General features: G+C 65.0%; 12 protein-coding genes. 9 read left to right on the top strand and 3 right to left on the bottom strand.

Annotated features, from left to right (window positions below; all coding sequences use genetic code 11):
• Both GY791_14400 and GY791_14395 read left to right on the top strand, forming a co-directional pair.
• The coding region (locus tag GY791_14400) for a hypothetical protein (protein ID MCP4329615.1) at positions 1–1,504 on the top strand (1,504 nt) is incomplete at its 5' end.
• 446 nt (positions 1,505–1,950) lie between these two features.
• Positions 1,951–3,063 (top strand): 5-methyltetrahydropteroyltriglutamate--homocysteine S-methyltransferase, encoded by a 1,113-nt coding sequence (locus GY791_14395; protein MCP4329614.1) that lies wholly within the window; start codon positions 1,951–1,953, stop codon positions 3,061–3,063.
• Between the two features lie 227 nt (positions 3,064–3,290).
• On the opposite strand, the gene pncA is transcribed toward GY791_14395, so the two are convergent.
• Together pncA and GY791_14385 are read right to left on the bottom strand one after the other, a co-directional pair.
• Positions 3,291–3,935: a bifunctional nicotinamidase/pyrazinamidase gene (pncA, locus tag GY791_14390; protein ID MCP4329613.1), complete on the bottom strand. Its 645-nt coding sequence runs from the start codon at positions 3,933–3,935 to the stop codon at positions 3,291–3,293.
• The gene (locus GY791_14385; GenBank protein ID MCP4329612.1) at positions 3,935–4,429 is read right to left on the bottom strand and encodes a hypothetical protein; all 495 of its coding nucleotides are present in this window, start codon (positions 4,427–4,429) and stop codon (positions 3,935–3,937) included. The genes pncA and GY791_14385 overlap by 1 nt, the downstream gene beginning before the upstream one ends.
• A 133-nt stretch (positions 4,430–4,562) precedes the next feature.
• On the opposite strand from GY791_14385, the gene GY791_14380 reads away from it, so the two are divergent.
• From GY791_14380 to GY791_14370, 3 genes are all read left to right on the top strand, one after another.
• Positions 4,563–6,095, top strand: a complete 1,533-nt coding sequence (locus GY791_14380) for a hypothetical protein (GenBank protein ID MCP4329611.1) — start codon at positions 4,563–4,565, stop codon at positions 6,093–6,095.
• A 56-nt stretch (positions 6,096–6,151) separates the two neighbouring features.
• On the top strand, positions 6,152–6,673 hold the full coding sequence (locus GY791_14375; protein MCP4329610.1) for a hypothetical protein: 522 nt from the start codon (positions 6,152–6,154) through the stop codon (positions 6,671–6,673).
• A gap of 68 nt (positions 6,674–6,741) precedes the next feature.
• Positions 6,742–7,599, top strand: coding sequence for a carbon-nitrogen hydrolase family protein (locus tag GY791_14370; protein ID MCP4329609.1), 858 nt, complete (start codon positions 6,742–6,744; stop codon positions 7,597–7,599).
• A gap of 106 nt (positions 7,600–7,705) precedes the next feature.
• Here the strand turns inward: GY791_14370 and GY791_14365 are convergent, their stop codons facing one another.
• Positions 7,706–8,467, bottom strand: a complete 762-nt coding sequence (locus tag GY791_14365) for a FadR family transcriptional regulator (protein ID MCP4329608.1) — start codon at positions 8,465–8,467, stop codon at positions 7,706–7,708.
• Between the two features lie 132 nt (positions 8,468–8,599).
• Here GY791_14365 and GY791_14360 point away from each other — a divergent pair, with 132 nt between their 5' ends.
• From GY791_14360 to GY791_14345, 4 genes are all read left to right on the top strand, one after another.
• Positions 8,600–9,943, top strand: a complete 1,344-nt coding sequence (locus GY791_14360) for an FAD-binding oxidoreductase (GenBank protein MCP4329607.1) — start codon at positions 8,600–8,602, stop codon at positions 9,941–9,943.
• 82 nt (positions 9,944–10,025) lie between these two features.
• Positions 10,026–11,498, top strand: a complete 1,473-nt coding sequence (locus GY791_14355) for a glutamine synthetase (GenBank protein MCP4329606.1) — start codon at positions 10,026–10,028, stop codon at positions 11,496–11,498.
• A gap of 35 nt (positions 11,499–11,533) precedes the next feature.
• The gene (locus tag GY791_14350; protein ID MCP4329605.1) at positions 11,534–12,469 is read left to right on the top strand and encodes a glutamine amidotransferase; all 936 of its coding nucleotides are present in this window, start codon (positions 11,534–11,536) and stop codon (positions 12,467–12,469) included.
• Positions 12,457–13,305, top strand: a complete 849-nt coding sequence (locus tag GY791_14345; GenBank protein MCP4329604.1) for a GXGXG motif-containing protein — start codon at positions 12,457–12,459, stop codon at positions 13,303–13,305. Before GY791_14350 ends, GY791_14345 begins: the two co-directional genes overlap by 13 nt.
• Positions 13,306–13,320 lie beyond the last annotated feature (15 nt).

Raw genomic sequence — 13,320 nt, 5'->3', positions numbered from 1 at the left:
TGTCCAGACCGACGCCTATGGGGACGGCACCACGGTCGTCCAGACGATGAACGTCAACCGGAACACGGTGCTCGACACCGACAACAAGGGCATCCGGGTCAGCACCGACGTCTACAACGGCGCCTTCGTCGACCAGGCCAACACCATCACCATCAACAACAACAGCGTCGATACCGTCGTCAGCGACGGCATCCTGGTCGTCAACGACGTCGTCAGCAACAATGGCGACGAGACGACGCTGCTGCAGACGGTGAACATCAACGGCAACACGGTGCTCAACACCGGGCCCGACGCCCAGTTCGGCGGCGAGGGCATCGAGGTCGACAATTTCGTCGATAACTACCGGGCGACCATGGTGCAGACGGTCAACATCCTCGACAACAGCGTCGACAACGGCTACTCCGACGGCATTTTCGTCCGTACCAAGGTCGACGACGACGCCACCGTGTTCCAGGACAACACGATCACCATTTCCGGCAACTCGGTGTTCAACCAGGACGACGACGGCATCGCCGTGGTCAACGACCTCGACAACGGCGCCACCCTGCGCCAGACGCTGCATGTCGACAACAACACGGTGGCCAGCAACGGCGGCGACGGTATCTTCATCGACGCCGATGTGGAAGACAGCAGCGATACCCGGATGTACCAGACCGCGACCGTGCGCCACAACACGGCGGTCAACAACGGCCGTGTCGGCCTCTACATCGACCTCAACGTCTACGACGGCGCGTTCTCGACCCAGACCTTCGACATCGGCGGCAATTCGGTCGCCGGGCATAGCAGTGAGGACGGCGTCCGCATCGACATCGAGAACGACGACGACCTGACCAGCACCTCGTTCTCCCTCGATTTCTACAACAACGTCATTCACGACAACCGATTCGACGGGTTCGACGTCAATCATCTGGTCGACGATACACTGGCCAGCGGTGTCTTCAACGCGGTGGTGACCGACAACTCGATCGTCAACAACGGCGACAGCGGCATCGAGATGTACTTCCAGACCGACAACGGCGGCGTCTTGATGGCCGATATCGACTTCGACGGCAACACCGTCGGCGGCAACGGCTTCAAAGGTATCGACGTCCGCACCCGGGCCTTCGACGACAGCCTGTCGATGGCAACCCTCGAATTCACCGACAACACCGTCTTCCTCAACGACAACGACGGCATCCAACTGCGCAACGAATGGGATTTTGCCGACCCCGGCGGTATGGCGGTGATGGGCGCGACCTTCGGCGGCAACGACATCAACGCCAACGGCGACGACGGCGTGTTCCTGCTCAACGACGGCGATACGGACGACTTGCAAGCGCACCAGACAGTGCTGTTCACCCCGGGCGGCAATTACATCGCCAACAACCCGGGCTTCGGCGTCTTTGCGCGCAACCAGGATTACGGCTTCCAGTTCGTCGATATCGGGCCGACAACGTTCTCCGGCAACGGAACCGACACCGGATACAGCAACGACCTCACCGGAACCCAGACCTTCCTGCCGTAACCGGCGTCATACAAGTCAACCTACCGGACGCGCCGCCGCCAAGAGGTTGACCGGCTCACATCGATGAGATGTGAGCCGTGAATCAACCTCTCGACTGATAGATGGGAGCAAGATTCACGCCCCGGATCGAAACGATCCGGAACGATCTTGCTCCCGGGCGGCGCGTTTTCTTTGCCCCTCACCCTCGGTCGCTTCGCGCCCTTTCCCTCTCCCCGGAGGGGTGAGGGATACGATGTCGGGCTCGGTCGGACTCCCTCTCCCCTGGCGGGAGAGGGTCGGGGTGAGGGGGCGTCCGGCCGGAGCCGGGTGAGGGGAAATCGCCGCGACCGAACCGTGGGTCGGACCGACCCAGCCCTCCTCATGTCCGCGGGTTCGCGCCGCGTCCTTGCCGGTCCGCCCGTCACCGCTTAGGCTGCGCCGTTCACCGGCTGAGGGAGTTCCCGGCCATTACTTTGTCCCGCGCCGCGCCGCCGTTCCGCGCCGACCATGTCGGCAGCCTGCTGCGTCCACCGGAGCTCTTGGCCGCCCGCGAACGCTGGCGTGCCGGCGAGCTCGACGACGATGGGCTACGCGAACTGGAGGATGCGGCGATCCGCGACATCGTCCGCGACCAAGAGGCGATCGGCCTCGACGGCGTTACCGACGGCGAGTTCCGCCGCGACTATTGGCATCTCGATTTCATGTGGCGCTTCGACGGCGTCGCGGCGAGCGAGGAGGCCTTCACCACGCCGTTCTCCGGCGGGACCGACTTCACCGCCCCAGCGGCCAAGGTCACCGGCAAGATCGCCTATCCGGCGGTCGGCATCATGGGCGATCATTTCGCGTTCCTGAAATCGGTGACCGGCCGTACCGCGAAGTTCACCATTCCGGCACCGGGCATGTTCCGCCAGGGTTCGGGCCGGCGCATGATCGACGCCGACGCCTATCCCGAGATCGACGCCTTCTGGGCCGATCTCGGCCGCGCCTACAACGACGCCGTTCATGATTTGGCGGCGCGCGGCTGCACCTATCTCCAACTCGACGACGTCAATTCGTGCATCCTCTGCGACCGCCGGGTGCGCGACCGCATGGCCGAGCGCAACCAGGACCCGGACCACGTCCTCGGCCTCTATATCGCGCTCAACAACGCCGCAATCACCGGCCGCCCGGCGGGCATGACGGTGACGACCCATATGTGCCGCGGCAACTTCCGGAGCGAATACGCGGCGGCGGGCGGCTACGAGGCGGTCGCCGAACGGTTCCTCGCCGAAATGGACGTCGACGGATTCTTCATGGAATACGACACCGACCGTGCCGGCGACTTTGCGCCGCTGCGCTTCCTGCCCGAGGACAAGTTCGCCGTCCTCGGCCTGGTCAGCTCGAAGAGCGCCGAGCTCGAATCCGCCGATGCGCTCAAGCGCCGCATCGACGAGGCCGCCCGGTTCGCGCCGCTGGAACGGCTCTGCCTGTCGCCGCAATGCGGCTTTTCCAGCACCCATCACGGCAACCTGCTGACCCGCGACGACCAGCGCCGCAAACTGGAGCGTATCGTCGAGGTCGCCGCGGACGTCTGGGGGTGATGGGGCGCGGTGCGGTATAGACTCGCCGCGTGCCATTTTTCACCGCCAATGGCCATGCGTCATCTCGGGCGCGGTGCAGTGTGAAACGGTGCGCCGCAGGACCGGGATCCCGTGTCTGCGCGGCGTCATTGGCGTGCCGCGGCGCGCACGGGGCGACGAAAGGGGAGAGGCCGAGCGCAGCCGCGGCCCTGCCCTCACGAAAGCGGGTGCCCGCGATGACGCCCCGGTCAGATGGCGACCGCGTCGGATGTGGTGAAGGCGACGCCGGCGGCCGTCATCGCCGCCATCGCCGCGCCGAGCGAACCGTCGAGGTCGATGGCGCGGCAGCCGTCTTCGACGACGACCACCTCGAACCCTTCGCGGATCGCATCGAGCGCCGAGAAGTGGACGCAGAAATCGGTCGCCAGCCCGGCCAGGAAGACGCGGCCGAAGCCGCGCGTCCGCAAATAGCCGGTCAGCCCGGTCGCCGTCTTGCGGTCATTTTCGAAGAACGCCGAATAGGAATCGATGCGGCGGTCGAAGCCTTTGCGGATGATCATCTCCACCCGCGGCACATCGAGGTTCCAATGGAATTGGGCGCCGGCGGTGCCCTGGACGCAGTGGTCGGGCCACAAGGTTTGCGCGCCGTAATCGAGCTCGATGGTTTCGAACGGCTGGCGCCCGGAATGCGACGAGGCGAACGAGGTGTGATCCGGCGGGTGCCAGTCCTGGGTCAGCAGGCAATGGTCGAACGCGGCGGCCAGCCGGTTGATGACCGGGATCGTCTCATCGCCGCGCGGCACGGCGAGCGCGCCTTCGGGGCAGAAATCGTTTTGTGGATCGACCGCAACGAGAACGTCGCCGGCCCGAGGATTCATGCGGTCGGCCGCCATCACCGCGCCCAGCGCAGCCAGAACGCCCGCTCGCGCTCGAATGTCGGCTGGGCTTCGAGGGGCGTCATCTCCAATGGCGGGATGTTCTTGTGCATGCGGATGCCCTTGCGCAGTTCGCCGCCTTCGTCGGTCAGGAACAGCAAGCCGACCTCGGGGCGGAAGTCGGCGAAGAAAATGTCCCACGACTGGGTCTCGAAAACCGGTCGCACCCAGACCATGCGCAGGCGGCTGCCGTGCTTGGCGCGAATGACCCGGACCATCTCATCGTCCGGCGACACGTCGAGCGCCTCGGCGAATTTGGCGAACCCCTCAACCGGCTCGCCCTTGGTCATGATCTCCTCGGCCATTTCGCTGAGCTCGCTGAGCGTGGCGTCGGCGCGGGCCGGCGCGGAAGCGAGACAGGTCGCGCAGATCAGGAGAACCGCCAACCGGGCCCACCCGGCAAAGTTCATGCCCGACCCGCCGGGCCCGTTCGGTGCCGTCATCCATCGCATGGCAGGAAACCTCGATCGTCGCCGATTGCCCCGTTGCGTTCTTTCATAGTGCCTCCGGCGTAGCGATGGCAACCGGCGCCACCTATGATATTTTCCGGCCATCCGGCGCACGGCCCGGATCGCGGGAGGTGGAATGTACGAAGGGTTGCCGACAGCGGAGACGAGGCGCCCGGCACCGACGGTTCCGGTGCCGTTGAGCGCCGCCGCGCGGTGGTCGCTGGCCGCGCTCGTGCTGGTGGCGCTGGCGGTCCGGCTCGCCGCCGTCGCGCTCTATCCCAACTACAACCACCCGGACGAGATCTATCAAACGCTGGAGCAGGCGGTCCGCCTCAACTTCGATTACGGCGTCGTCCCGTGGGAGTTCCGCACCGGCCTGCGCTCATGGCTGCTGCCCGCCTTTATCGCGGTCATCGTCTGGCTGGCGGATCTGACCGGCACCGGGGCCGCGGGCTATCTGTGGGCTGTCGATACGGTGTTCGCCGTCATCTCGCTCAGCGTCGTCGTCGTCGCCTTTCTCTACGGCTATCGCCGCCTGGCGTTGACCGGGGCCGTCGTCGCCGGCGCCTTCGCCGCGCTGTGGTTCGAACTGGTCTACTTCGCGCCCAAGACGCTCAGCGAGGCCGTAGCCGCCCATGTCTTGCTGGTCGGTGTCTACTTGGCGGAAACCGCCCGGGCCGAGGAGTCGCGGCGCCGCCTGGTGGTCGCCGGCCTGCTCCTCGGCCTCGCCTTCTGCCTACGCCTTCACCTGGCGCCGGCGGTGCTGTTGACCCTCTTCTGGGTCGGCCGCCTCCAATTCCGCGACCGCTGGGCGCCGCTGTGCGCCGCCATGGCGGTCCCGGTGGCGGCGGTCGGGATCCTCGATTTCATAACCTGGGGATTGCCGTTCCAGTCCTTCTGGCACTATGTCTGGGTCAACGTGGTCGAGGCCAAGAGCGCCGCCTATGGTGTGGCGCCGCCGTGGTGGTACCCGTGGACGATGTCACGGGTATGGAGCGATGCCGCGCTGGCGATCGCCGCATTGTGGATCGCCGGCGGGTTGCGCGCGCCGCTGGTGGCGTTGCTGCCGGTCGTGATCATCGTCACCCACAGCCTGTTCGACCACAAGGAATACCGCTTCATCTATCCGGCGATCCCGTTCATCGCCGTGGCCGCGGGCATCGGCCTGGCCGCCCTCGTCGAGGCGCTGTTCGGCTACGGCAAGGGCAAGTTCCCGCGGCCGGCCCTGATCGCCGGCGCGGTCGCGATTGTCGCCGCCGTCTCCCTGGCCTTGGCCGCGAGCGGCTATTTCGGCGGCTTCTGGACCCGCCACGCCGGAACCATCGCGGCCTATAACTATGTCGGTCGCCAAGCCGACGCCTGTGGCCTGGGATTGTTTCGGGTGTGGTGGTCGCATACGCCGGGCTATGCCCATCTCGCCAACCCGATGCCGGTCTATCTCGTCCGCGGCCGGCTGCGCGACCTGTCGCCAAGCTTCAACTACGTGCTGACGCCCGGCGGCCTGCCCGAAAAAGTGGGCCGCTACACCCGCCGGCAGTGCTGGGGCGACGGCGGCCCGGTCGGCGAAAACACCGGGCCGACGCGGGTCTGCGTCTATCTCCGGCCGGGGCCGTGCGACGGCGGCACGGCGGGCGAGTTGAACGCGACCCTGGTCGAGATCGGGCATTAGCGTGATTTCGATACTGACAGCACCGGCCTGACGCCCGCGCATCGGAGGAGGGGGACATGTCGAAACTACGCCGCGCCTTGGATAGCCTGCCCGCACGGCCGGCGGTTTTCATATCGGCGGCCTTGATCGTGGGCGTTCTGCTCTATCGCTATGGCGGCGAATACCTCGATTGCAGCGCCCATGCCGGGCTCCGCGACCGCCTGCACCGGGCGGTCGAGCAGGCGGCCGGCGGTGCCAACGGCGGCCGTGTCGTGTTGGCGGAGGTCACCGATTTCGCCTGGAGCCGCGCCGATATCCAGGTCAATTTCAAGCCCGAGGTCGAGGTTCCCGGGTGTCCACTGGGCTGGGACTGGTCGACCGAGGAGCGGGCCGCCCTGGTCGCTGACGACCTGCTGACGGTGATCGTCTTCAGCCAAAACGGCGCGCTCGTCAATTTCCTCGAATACCGCTCGGACTGGGGTGTGTTCCGCGATGCCGCCGGTCCGTTCACGCCGGAAACGGCCGTGTTCGCGGCGACCGACGAGGGTGGCTCGGTGATCTTGAGTCCGGTGCGGCAACCTGGCACCGGAGGCTCCTGACAAAGGCGTCGAGCGGCCGGCGAATTACCGCTACAATAGTCCATCTTTCGAGAGCGGGAGGGCCGATCATGTCCACATTCACCGTCGCCTGCATTCAGAACACCGCCGAACGCGACATCGAGCCGAGTATCGGGCCGGTGGTCGAGCTGATCCGGGCGGCCGCCGCGCGTGGTGCCGATCTCGTCACCCTGCCCGAGATGGTCACCATGATCGAACCGCATGACCGGGACGTGCCGGCAAAGGCGCGGGCCGAGGACGACGATCCCGGTCTCGCCGCGTTCCGCGCCGAGGCGGCGGCGGCCGGCGTGTGGATGCTGATCGGCTCGCTGCTGATCCGGACCGCGGGCGGCAAGGTCGCCAACCGGTCGTTCGTGGTCGATCCCGGCGGCAACATCGTCGCCCGCTACGACAAGCTGCATCTGTTCGATGTCGATCTCGACGGCGGCGAGACCTACCGCGAGTCGGCGACCGTGGAGGCCGGTGACGAGGCTGTCCTGGCGCCGACGCCGTGGGGCCTGCTCGGGCTCTCGGTGTGCTACGATTTGCGCTTCGCCTATCTCTACCGGGCGCTGGCCCAAGGCGGGGCGAGCTTCATCGGCATCCCGGCGGCCTTCACCTATACGACCGGCAAGGATCATTGGCACGTTCTGGTCCGCGCCCGGGCGATCGAGACTGGATGCTTCGTCTTCGCCCCCAATCAGTGCGGAATCCACGCCGAGGACCGGCGCACCTGGGGCCATTCGCTGATCGTCAATCCGTGGGGCGAGGTTCTCGCCGACGGCGGCGACGAGGTCGGCTTGGTGACCGCCGAAATCGATCCCGTCGAGGTCGAGCGGGCGCGCCGCATGGTACCCGCGCTGAAGCACGATCGCCGTTTCGACGGTCCGCGGGCGCCGGTGGTCGGCGCGCTCGAAGCGGGCGAATAGGCGCGGCCGGACCAAATCCACTTCGGCATCCGACGCAACCGTTTTTCGTGAGCGGCCCGCGATAGCCGGAAACAGCGCCGCCGGTGTTTCCGATCGGCGCCGGCTGTCAGCGGCTGTCGGCCCCGAGCAGGTCGGCGCGGGCCTTGGTCAAATGTGCCGTCATCAGCTTCGCCATACCTTCGCCGTCGCGCCGCCGCAAGGCCTCGAACAGAGCGCGGTGCTGGCGGTTGTAGTCGGCGATCGTCCGCGCGCTCAGGATCTTGTCCTTGGTGGCGTGCCATTGGGCGTGGCTACGCACCGCGTTGATCTGGCGATAGATGTCGACCATCAGCGGATTGCGGGTACCGCGGGCCAGGGCGAGATGGAATTCCTGATCGCAGCGCGTAAAGCGGTCGGCGTCCGCGCCCGCAGCTTCGAGCCGGTGGAGCGCCTCGGCGATTTGTTCGAGGTCGCGCGGGGTGGCGTTCAGCACCGCCAGTCGGGCGATCGAGGACTCGACGGCAAAGCGGACCTCCATCAATTCGAGCGGGCTGGTGACTTCGGCGATCTCGGTCTCGCCGCCGGCGCCGCGATAATTGACAAAAGTCCCGCTGCCGACCTGGCGCAGGACCAGTCCGTTTTCCTCGAGCCGCTCCAGCGCGCGGCGAATGGTCGTCCGCGAAGAGCCGAAGGTCTCGGCCAGCTGGCGCTCGGCCGGCAATTGCTCGCCGTAGCGGTAGAGCCCGTCGATGATGGTTTGGCGGAGTTGAGAGGCGATATTGGCCGAGCCGCTGCCGGTGGCCGCCGCCAGCGTGCGCAGACGGTCGTCGCCGGAACCCTCGGCGGCGGTCGCGGGAGCTGCTGCGGTCGATGGGGCGGGCCTCGCCATGCAATGAACCTTTACAAAAATTGGTTTGCAATCGGTATGAATTATGTTCATATAGCCGGGCCCGCCGTCAAGCGCTACCTGACGCTGGCCACAACACCGACCGTAAGTCGGGCGATACTGGGAGGATGACGGATGAGTCTGCCGAGCCATGTCAAATACGTGATCGTCGGCGCTGGCGTTCACGGCCTCAGCACGGCCTATCATCTGGCGTCGCGACTCAAGGCGACCGGCCGCGGCAGCGGCGAGGACGTGCTGGTTGTCGACAAATCGGCGATCGCCTCGGGGGCGTCGGGGATCGCCTGCGGCGTTGTCCGCAACAACTATTTCCAGCCGGCGATGCGCGAGCTGATGGCGCACAGCGTCTCGGTGTGGGAAAGCGACCCGAAGGCCTACAGCTACCATCCGGTGGGCTACATGCAGATCAGCCCCGAATCGATGCACGCCGACGTCGCCGAGATCTACCAGCAGCAACAGGCGATCGGTTACGAGTCGGAGTTCATCGAGGGCGCCGCCGATTGCGAGACCTACATGAAGGGCTTGTTCGACGATTGGCAGGCCAAGGGCATCACCTCGGTCCTGCACGAGAAACGCGGCGGTTACGCCAACAACACGGCGGCGATGTACGGCCTCGCCGGAAAGGCCGAAGCCGAAGGCGTACGCATCGTCAGCGGCCTCGAAGTCACCGGGTTCACCCTCGGCAGCAACAGCGGCGCGGTGACCGGGATCGAGACGACGCGCGGCACCATCGGCGCCGACTACCTCATCCTTGGCGCGGGGCCGTGGGTCAAGGGACTATGGGACCTGCTCGATTTACCCGACGAGGTCTCGATCAAGGGCAAGGACGGCCAGCTCCATAACGGTATTCCGATGTGGACCTATTGGAGCCTGCAGGAGGGCACGCTCGGCGTCGATCCCAAGATGCACCGCACCAACGACGGCAAGATGCCGCCGGTGATCCACGTCGATACCGACGCGCCGCTCTACTCGGACGACGACGGTTCGCTGATCACCGACCAGATGTGGGGCATCTACTACAAACCGGATTTCAACTTCGGCGGCATCCAGGGCGGGGCCATGCCGTTCAAGGTCGATCGCGCGGCCGGCGACGTGGCCGTCGATCCCTATGGACCGGACTCGCCCGATTTCATCGTCGACGACACCTTCATCCATATGTGGTGCTCGGCGCTGGCCCACTGCCAGAAGCGCTTCGAGGGCCAGACCAAGTACTACAAGAACGAGCCGTCGGGCGGGATCGGCGCGTTCACGCCGGACAGCTTTCCGGTGTTCGACGTGTTCCGCGAAAATGTCTATGTGATCGCCGATTCCAACCACGGCTTCAAGATGATCGGGGTCGGCAAGCTGGTCGCCGACGAAGTGCTCGGCGAGACCAGCGCCATGCTCGAACCGTTTCGTTTCTCGCGCTACGCCGAGGGCAAGTTGCACCCGGTCAGCCACAGCCCGTTCCCGTGGAGTTGAGGGCCGTGGCCGGCGCGATAATTGGTATTCAGTTGGTCTGCTGTGCAGACCTTGTATTCGATAACGACAGAGGGGACATGCGATGACCGAACTGCAAGCTCATGTCGAACAAGAGGGCCGCGACGAACTGGTCAAGCAGGTGCGGGCGAAGATCAACGAGCTCGGTATCACCTATATCTACTTCCAGTTCGTCTCGGTCACCGGCCGCATCGTCGGCAAGGGCATTCCGGCCGATCACTGGGAGCGGATCGCCGAAAGGGGGTTCCAGCTCGTTTACGGTTCGACCGCCAACCTGTTCGTCGACCGCCACGGCCACTATATCGGCTACGGACCGGAATCGTCGGAGTTGGTCGGTATCCCCGATCCCGAGACCTTCGTGCAGATCCCTTGGGACAAGCGGGTCGGAAGGGTCTACTGCACCTGCTTCCGCAATCGCGAGGAACCGATAAATCCGGGCGGCCACCTGACCTCGGATTGCCGCGGCAATCTTCGCATCCTCCACCAGCAGTTCCAGGAGAAATACGGCGGCATGCATCTGAGGGCCGGTACCGAGCCCGAGATGATGTGGCTGAAGAAAGGCGAGGACGGACTGCCTGACGGCGGATTCTCCAAGCCGAATTGCTACCACATCGATCAATTCGAAAGCCTGCGCCCGGTGTTCATGACGGTGCTGGAATACGCACGCGCTATGGGCCTCGACATGATCCAGGGCGACCACGAGGACGCGCCGGGCCAGCTCGAGCTCAACTGGATGTTCGACGACGTACTCCGCAACAGCGATCGGCTCACAACCTATCGGCAGATTTGTGCCCAGGCGGCCCGCGAGCACGGGCTGATCGCCTGCTTCATGTCGAAGCCGTTCATGGGTGTTTCCGCCTCGGGCTGCCATCACAACGTATCACTGTGGACGGGCGGTGAAGATCGTCTCAACCCGCTCGGCCACGAGTCCCTACCGGGGTTGGAAGATGCCTTCACCTATCGCGAGGGTGGCAAGAACCTGTTTCTGCCGGACCCGAGCATCGACGAACGCAAGCCCGGCCCGGTCGGCCTGCAGTGCGTTGGCGGCGTGATGGAACACTTGGACGCCTTGACCGCCATCGGCTCCTCGACCGTCAACTCCTACCGGCGGCTTTGGGACACCGGATTCTGGGCGCCGGTCTTCGCCGATTGGGGCTATCAGAACCGGACTTGTGCGCTGCGCATTTCCGCCCCCGGCCGCTTCGAGTACCGCTCGGTCGATTCCATGGTCAATCCCTACCTGATGGGGGCCGCGCTTCTGCAGGCCTTCGGCGACGGCATGGAGCGCGACATAGATCCGGGCGAGCCGGAAGAGCGCAACATCTACGAGGCGATGGAGGCCGGCAAGCAGGTCAAGAGACTGCCCATGTCCCTCGGCGACGCCCTGAATGCGCTCGACAAGGACGAGGTCATCAAGCAAGCCATGCCGGACGAAATGTACCGGGTGTTCACGCACTACAAGCGGGACGAGTGGGAAAGATTCAATCACACCGTCACCAATTGGGACCTCGAGTCCTATTGGGACTGCCTGCCGTAGTTGCGGCACGGGTTCATTGAGGAGAAGGACAAGCCATGTGTGGCATTGCCGGACTCATCCACCGCGGCAACACCTCGGACATCGGTTCCGAGATGACCGCCATGCTTCAGTCGCTGAGGCATCGAGGGCCCGATTCGACCGGGTTCGCCGTCTACGGCGTTCCCGGACCGGGCGAATACGTGATCCGTTTCAAGGTCGCCGAGCAGGAGGACTTGGCCACCGGGTTCAAGATTCACCACGAGATCCGGGCCCGCCGCGCGCTGGTCGACGAGCGCATCCTCGAGATGGGCGGGGAAATCGTCGCCGCCGAGGAGGCCACCGAATACGCCTACCGCTATCGCGTCCGCTTCGACGGCGACCTCAAGCGGCTGGCCGAGTTCATCGAGGATGTCGAAGGCGCAGAGATCCTGTCGGTCGGCAACGCCCTCGAACTGATCAAAGATCTCGGCGACGCCACCGTGGTGTCGAATCAATACAGTCTGAACGGGTTCACCGGCACCCATGCCATCGGCCACACCCGAATGGCGACCGAATCGGATGTCGATATCCGCTCGGCCCATCCCTATTGGGCCTATCCCTACAACGACATTTCGGTGGTCCATAACGGCCAGATCACCAACTACTGGATCATGCGCCGCGAGATGGAACGCCGCGGCCACCGCTTCGTGTCGAGCTGCGATTCCGAGCTGCTCGCGGTCTACACCGCCGACAAGCTCGACAACGGCCACTCGCTCGAGGATTCGCTGCGCCAGTCGATCGAGGAAATCGACGGCGTCTTCACCTATGTGGTCGCGACCAAGGACCGTCTCGGCATGGCCAAGGACACGATGGCGGCCAAGCCGATGGTGCTCTACGAGAGCGACGATCTGGTCGCCCTGGCCTCGGAGGAGGTCGCGATCCGCGCCATCATCCCGCACGAGATCGACACCTACGATCCTTACGACGAGGAGGTTCGGGTATGGCAGGCGTAAGCGATCGGGAGCACGTCTCCCACGACATGGGGATGCACACCGAGCAGCTCGCCGGCCGCACCCAGCAGACCTTCTTCTCGCCCGAGGAAGGCGAAAGTTTCGTTTATCCGGACGCCCCCGGCGTCGACTTCAACAAGCGCGCCGAGTTCGACGCCCAGGATTTGGATTCGAATGCCATCAATCAGAAAATCCGCGAGTTGATGAATGACGGCCACGGCACCATCGTGGTCAAGAACCCGGGCGCCAAGCATTCGCTGGGTGTCGGCATCCTCAACCGGCTGAACCTGATATTCGAGGGCAGCTTGGGCTATTTCGGCATCGGCCTGATCGACGGGCCGAATGTGCGTATCCAGGGCCGCGTCGGCTGGTCGTGCGCCGAGAACATGATGGCCGGCACGGTGATCATCGAAAAGAACGCGGGCTCGACCTTCGGCGCCGCCCTGCGCGGCGGCGATCTGGTCTGCCGCGGCAGCGTCGGTTCGCGCACCGGGATCGACATGAAGGGCGGGACCATTATCGTCGGCGGCGATACCGGTGCCTTCTCCGGGTTCATGATGCAGCGTGGGCGGATGATCGTCTGCGGCAACGCCGGCAAGAATCTGGGCGATTCGATGTATGACGGCACCATCTATGTCGGCGGCGAGATCAAGGATCTCGGCGTCGATGCGGTGCCCGGGGAAATGGACGACGTCGAACGCGCATGGCTGACGCGCAAGCTCAAGATGTATGACCTGCTGCCCGACAAAGGCGTCGACCATTTCACCAAGATCGTCGCCGGTAAGCAGCTGTGGAACTACGACAATCTCGAGCCAACGGAAAAGAAGATCGTCCTCTGACCGGGGGCGACGCGG

The sequence above is a fragment of the Alphaproteobacteria bacterium genome, from assembly GCA_024244705.1.
In the GTDB taxonomy this organism is placed as follows: domain Bacteria; phylum Pseudomonadota; class Alphaproteobacteria; order JAAEOK01; family JAAEOK01; genus JAAEOK01.
The sequence above is the reverse complement of the archived record's forward strand: the minus strand, read 5'-3'. Positions and strand labels throughout refer to the sequence as shown.

Coding starts and splice junctions, on each gene's coding strand:
- GY791_14360 (MCP4329607.1), top strand. CDS start 8,600: ATGAGTCTGCCGAGCCATGTCAAATACGTGATCGTCGGCGCTGGCGTT.
- GY791_14370 (MCP4329609.1), top strand. CDS start 6,742: ATGTCCACATTCACCGTCGCCTGCATTCAGAACACCGCCGAACGCGAC.
- GY791_14355 (MCP4329606.1), top strand. CDS start 10,026: ATGACCGAACTGCAAGCTCATGTCGAACAAGAGGGCCGCGACGAACTG.
- GY791_14375 (MCP4329610.1), top strand. CDS start 6,152: ATGTCGAAACTACGCCGCGCCTTGGATAGCCTGCCCGCACGGCCGGCG.
- GY791_14385 (MCP4329612.1), bottom strand. CDS start 4,429: ATGCGATGGATGACGGCACCGAACGGGCCCGGCGGGTCGGGCATGAAC.
- GY791_14350 (MCP4329605.1), top strand. CDS start 11,534: ATGTGTGGCATTGCCGGACTCATCCACCGCGGCAACACCTCGGACATC.
- GY791_14365 (MCP4329608.1), bottom strand. CDS start 8,467: ATGGCGAGGCCCGCCCCATCGACCGCAGCAGCTCCCGCGACCGCCGCC.
- GY791_14345 (MCP4329604.1), top strand. CDS start 12,457: ATGGCAGGCGTAAGCGATCGGGAGCACGTCTCCCACGACATGGGGATG.
- pncA (MCP4329613.1), bottom strand. CDS start 3,935: ATGGCGGCCGACCGCATGAATCCTCGGGCCGGCGACGTTCTCGTTGCG.
- GY791_14380 (MCP4329611.1), top strand. CDS start 4,563: ATGTACGAAGGGTTGCCGACAGCGGAGACGAGGCGCCCGGCACCGACG.